The sequence below is a fragment of the Aporhodopirellula sallentina SM41 genome (genome assembly GCF_000346505.1).
Lineage (GTDB): Bacteria > Planctomycetota > Planctomycetia > Pirellulales > Pirellulaceae > Rhodopirellula > Rhodopirellula sallentina.
The window spans coordinates 1-5,311 of the sequence record NZ_ANOH01000225.1; the positions used below are offsets into that span (position 1 = coordinate 1).

Sequence of the window (5,311 nt, forward strand, 5' to 3'; positions counted from 1 at the left end):
AATCAGCCGATCGGCGTTCGCCGCGGTTCTCTGCCTGACAACTGATGCGAACGCACTTTGACCAATTCATGCCCGTCAATTTGGCATCGCCCGCGTAGGCCGGACCAAGCGAAGCGCCGTTCCGGCAATCCCCGCCACACGATTCGAACGCGTGTCCAGGCGGAATCTGCGCCCCCTTAGATTGGTTGCTTGGTGTTGGGCGTGAAAGTAGACTCGTTGCGACCGTCTCGAATACTCCGAACCCCTGCACCTTGGCTCCGAAAAGATGTTCACCACTACCGCCCGGCTCCTGGCATCGATCTGCGTCTGCGTGAGCCTGATAGGCGTCGCGAACGCTCAAGACACCAAACTCGCCAAACTGCTCGTGCAGTCCCCCGCACCGGCCAATGCGATCGCTTATGTCCACGTCCCTTCGCTCAATAAACTGATGAGCGACGCGGAATTCTCATCGCGTTTGACGGATAACGTCAACGACATTTGGCTGATCTCCGACCTCGATCTCTCCAGCCTGCGGCCTCGCTGGGAAGCGGGTTACGCGATGATGAAATCGGCTCCCGACGCCGAAAAAATCGCCTCGGCAACAGGCGGCTACGTCGATTCGATCATCGGCACCCCAGTGGTCTGGTCGCCCCGGCAATCATACCTGGTGCCGCTCGAGGACAACCGACTCGGTTTCCTTCGTCCGGCCAACCGGTCGCTCCTGTCGCGATGGATTCAGTCCGATGCGGACATCTCCGACTCCAGCTACCTGGCGGCTTTGTCGAAACAGCCCGAATCGTATCTTTCGTTCATGATCGCGGCGGACGTTCGCAACCTGATCTCGCCGGTGCCTTTGGCTGAAAAACTCAAGAAATTCACATCGCTGAAATCAAACCAACCCGACTCGGTCGCCAGCACCCTGGCGTCGGTCAAAGGGTTCAGCGTCATCATCGGCCGTGACAGCTTGGGGCAATGCATCTTCACGATCGATTTCGAAAAGTCGCCTGCGAGCCTGAAGACAATCGCCAACGAACTGCTCGCCGAGATCCTCGAACGCAACGGCACCGCCGCTCCCGAGGTGCTCTCTTGGGAAGTGAAATCCGAAGGCAACCAGTTGGCGTTCAAAGGTGCGATCACCGAAGCCTCGCTCGGCGGTTTGCTGAACATTTTCACGCTCTCCACCGAAGCAAACAACATCTCGAACCAGATGATCAAATTGTCCGACTCACCGGGCTCGGCGGCCGAGCAAGTCGCTTACACGACGAAGCATTACTTCGACGAAGTCAACAAGACCATCGAGCAGGTCCGCAAACACAAATCTCAAACGACCGGTGGCTTGGCGAAATGGAACGATCAACAAGCCCGCAAGCTCGACGCAATGGGGACACTGAATGTTGACCCGGTGATGGTGCAGTACGGTAGCGACGTCGCTGAACTGCTTCGGGGGAACGCATTGAACGTCCGCTCGACGAACATCCAAGCTGGCAAGGCCAAGGCCAGCCAAGGACTCTCGAGTGGATCCTATTATGGCTACGGACGTGGGTATGGCTACGGTTACGGATACGGCTATTCCGACCCCAACAGTTCCGCCGATTACCAACGCGTGACGGACGCCTACGCAAGAGGAACCGCCTACGCGGACTTCCGCGGCGTGCTCTCGCAAATCGACAAAATGACCGCATCAATGCGCCGCCAAATGACGGACAAATACAAGATGCAGTTCTAAGTGATCGCGGACCGCGGTCGCTTTGTAGGGATGGTCGCGTGCGATTTTTTTCGCCCGGCCGAGTGGTGATCTGGGCGGTGGGTGCTCTCGGTCTTGGAAAGACCGAGCTACGTGGGCGACCCGATCAGCCAATCGGCGTTAGCCGCGGTTCCTACGGGGCAACCAGGGCGAACGCACAGCAACCAATTCGCGCCCATCGTTCTCGCATCGCCCCCGTAGGCCGGACCAAGCGCAGCGACGTTCCGGCATCCACACAACCTTTGAAATCCAGACCTCAACCGCCCGGGCCAACCATCCGCCGGCGTGTTTCTCGCGTTGCCTCATTCCTCGGTTGGTTTGAAAAACTGCTTCAACCGGCTGATCTCTTCGTTGGACCATCCTTCCGGTTCGGTCACGGCGTTCCAGGCGTCGATGTAGTTCGCTGGCGCGTAGTTATGTCCGTAGCCGATCGGGACGCTGGTTGCCATCGGCAAGTCGAACGCGATCTGCAGGAACGTGACGATCGGGGACCAACGCAGTCCCGGAGAAACGTCTGGACCTCGCGGCGAGGTCAGCCATTCGGGTCGGTGCCAAGCCAGCGATGGTGAAAACCAAACCATCGGGTCGCTCGCGTATTGGATGTAAACGTTGCGGATCGGCCCCCAAGCTTTGCCGCTGTCGAGCGTGTTGATTTGCGATGTGAATCGCACCATCGATTGATTCCGAAACGTCGGCAACCAAACCGGTGATTCCGGATTCCGGCCGGCAACCAACGATTGCCACTGGTGGCTCGGGAAGGGCGGTCCGCTGAGCACCGAACCGTTGATCGGGTCCTGAAACGTTTCGAGCAGATCCGCGGCGTCCTCACAACCGAACGATCCCAAACTCAGCCCGAACAAATACAAACGCGGTCGCTCATCTTTGGGCAACGTCGTCCAGTAAGCGTAAACTTTGTCGAACAGCGCCGTCGCCGATCGTCGCGACCGGGATGGGTCAACCAAGATCGTGATCCAACTCGGCAGATACGAATACTGTGCACTGACGATCGCCGTATCACCGTGGTGCAAATACTCGACCGTATCCACCGCACCTTCGTCGAGCCAACCGGTTCCGGTCGGTGTCGCCACGATCAACACCTTGCGATCGAAACCGCCGACTCGTTTGAGTTCCTCAAACGCGAGTTCCGCCCGCGCGTCTTCTCCGTCGACCGACCGCATCCCCACGCACACGCGGATCGGGTGCATCGCCTCCTCACCCGTGAACGCAGCGATCTCTTCACGCGTCGGACCGCCCGCGATGAAGTCTTTGCCGCGTCGGCCGATCAACTCCCAATCGACCAACGACTCTTCGCTGCCGCACGCGAGGCTACGATTCGGTTGCTCGATTTGGTCGTCGATGAGCAAATCCGCTTTCAAGAAAAAACCATCCGCGAAATTCAACATCCCCCGCGCGACGACACCGTTGGCAATCATCGTCGCCACGATCAACACCACCACGGTGCTCACCGAGATTGCGATTCGACGCGGAACGAATCGTTCCAGACCGCGCGACAGCTTGCGTCCGCCAAAGATCATCGAGCGGGCGATCGCGACCAACACACAGGCGACCACAATCGCGATCACGCAGAACCAAAACGGGTCAGCCGACTCTACCGGCGGCAGTTCCATCCGTTCTCGGATTGAGTTTTGCCACTCCGTCGCCCGCCACGTCGATCCCAAGAACACCAAACTCGTTCCGATCACCGAAGCCTGCTTGAATCGCGTTGCCAACACTTCGGATGGATGCGGCAGTTCGAGAAACGTCCAACACCACAACAGAAAAACACCGACGCCATAGCCGATCGCCAACGAGAAACCGGAAAGTACACCTTGCACGAAATACGGTCGCGGCAACAACGACGGCGTCACCGAACCGCAAAAGAACAGCGTGGCGAACACGAGCCCTACGAACGAGAAAGAATCCCAGTACGAATGCGACCGCGATTTCAATCGGGCCATAAGTCGATGCAACACGCTCATTTTCCTGTGCCGTGAAAATCCGATGGTGGGCCAGATAGTAGACCACCGGCGATGGAAAATTTCGAGGGAAGGTACCGAATGATCACAAAGTATGATTCATCAACCTCACCACCCTGTTCGACATGGACAACCAACCGCGAGTGCGAACAGTCACGCAAGTGGAAGACATCAACAGATCAAGAATGGGGGTTTAAGGGCGCAGCGAAAGTCGCCAACGCTTTTGGTGATTCACGAGCCCTCCCGAAACTATTGGCGAGTTTCGCTACCCGAAAACGAGGCTTGGAGCACCACCAGAGAAGAAACGCTAGAAGCGTTGCGTGATCAGTCCACTCGGCTGGAGATAAAAAATGCCATCCGTGGCTGGTTGTTCCTTCCGTGGCGAGCCAGGTCGTGAGCTAACCAGATCGATTCCGAGGCGTATTGGTGAGTTGCCGCATCGACAATCGCTATTGCCGCGTTGGCACCGTTCTGGAGTGCTCTGAGTTTCAGTAGTATTGGGGGGCCAACCCGGGTAATCTATGAGTTGATCACCTCATCTCGTCGACTTTTGTTCACAATTCTCTTTTCTTGAACTCGTCCCCGACATGCCTGACCCTTCCTCGCGTCAAACGTCGCCCGACCCAACCGATCGCGGCACGCCACAACGCGTCGCCCCCACTCGCCGCGATCGCATCGACCCGCCCCAAATCGATCCGATGTCATTGTGGGCGGCGGTCACACAAACGGCGGGCGTTGGCGTGTGCATCACGGATGTGGAAGGCCGATTGCTGTTCGTCAACGACACCGCAATGTTGTTGTTTTCGAAGGCTACCGGTATCGACTATGCGGGCAAGAAGATCAGTGACTTTCACTCGCCCGAGTACGCTGCCGAACGCATGGCGATGATCGCTCGTGTGATCGAAGAAAGCAAACCTCTCTCGATCACTCACGTTTATCACGGCAAACGAATTTGTTCGAACGTGTGGCCGATTGAAGACACGTCGCCACCGTTCAATCGGGTGATCGTGATCACACGGACCAGCGGCGGACATGACGAGATTGATACGCGAGAACCGATTGAAGAGGTACACACGAACTTCATCGGCCTCGGACCGCTCGATGTTCTGACGCGACGCGAACTCGAGGTCGCTATCCTGCTCGGCCACGGCATGAGCGTCCCACGCGTCGCCAAGCTTTTGTTCCGCAGCCCGAAGACGATCGAGCGTCACAAATCATCGATCACACAGAAACTCAAACTGCGTGGGCAGTCAGAGTTGGTCGCCATGATTACCGAAATGGGCCTCGACCTCGACGCCACCAAACTCCGCCGCCTCCCCAACTGTTAACGCACATTCGGCTCACCGGTGGGATGGCACTCGGTCGTGAAAAGAACGAGCTGCGTGGGCGACCCAATCAGCCAATCGGCGTTAGCCGCGGATTTCTACCGGGCAACCGGTGCGAACGCACATCGATCAATTTACGCCCGTCGTTCTCGCATCGCCCCCGTAGGCCGGACCAAGCGAAGCGACGTTCCGGCAATCCACAATCGTTGCAGTCCACGCTCCAACCGCCCAGTCCCAGAAACAGCCAACCGACGCCTTCTCTCGGTCTTGGAAAGACCGAGCTACGT

Annotated in this window: 3 protein-coding genes; 2 read left to right on the plus strand and 1 reads right to left on the minus strand. The window is 57.8% G+C overall.

Going from position 1 to position 5,311, the window contains the following annotated elements:
• Nucleotides 1–310: 310 nt before the first annotated feature.
• Nucleotides 311–1,705: a hypothetical protein gene (locus RSSM_RS15355; RefSeq protein WP_236621166.1), complete on the plus strand. Its 1,395-nt coding sequence runs from the start codon at nt 311–313 to the stop codon at nt 1,703–1,705.
• 320 nt (nt 1,706–2,025) lie between these two features.
• Here the strand turns inward: RSSM_RS15355 and RSSM_RS15360 are convergent, their stop codons facing one another.
• Nucleotides 2,026–3,696, minus strand: a complete 1,671-nt coding sequence (locus RSSM_RS15360) for an alpha/beta hydrolase (RefSeq protein WP_044302663.1) — start codon at nt 3,694–3,696, stop codon at nt 2,026–2,028.
• 590 nt (nt 3,697–4,286) lie between these two features.
• Between RSSM_RS15360 and RSSM_RS15365 the strand changes: the two genes are divergently transcribed.
• On the plus strand, nt 4,287–5,027 hold the full coding sequence (locus tag RSSM_RS15365) for a PAS and helix-turn-helix domain-containing protein (protein ID WP_008680442.1): 741 nt from the start codon (nt 4,287–4,289) through the stop codon (nt 5,025–5,027).
• Nucleotides 5,028–5,311: the final 284 nt, after the last annotated feature.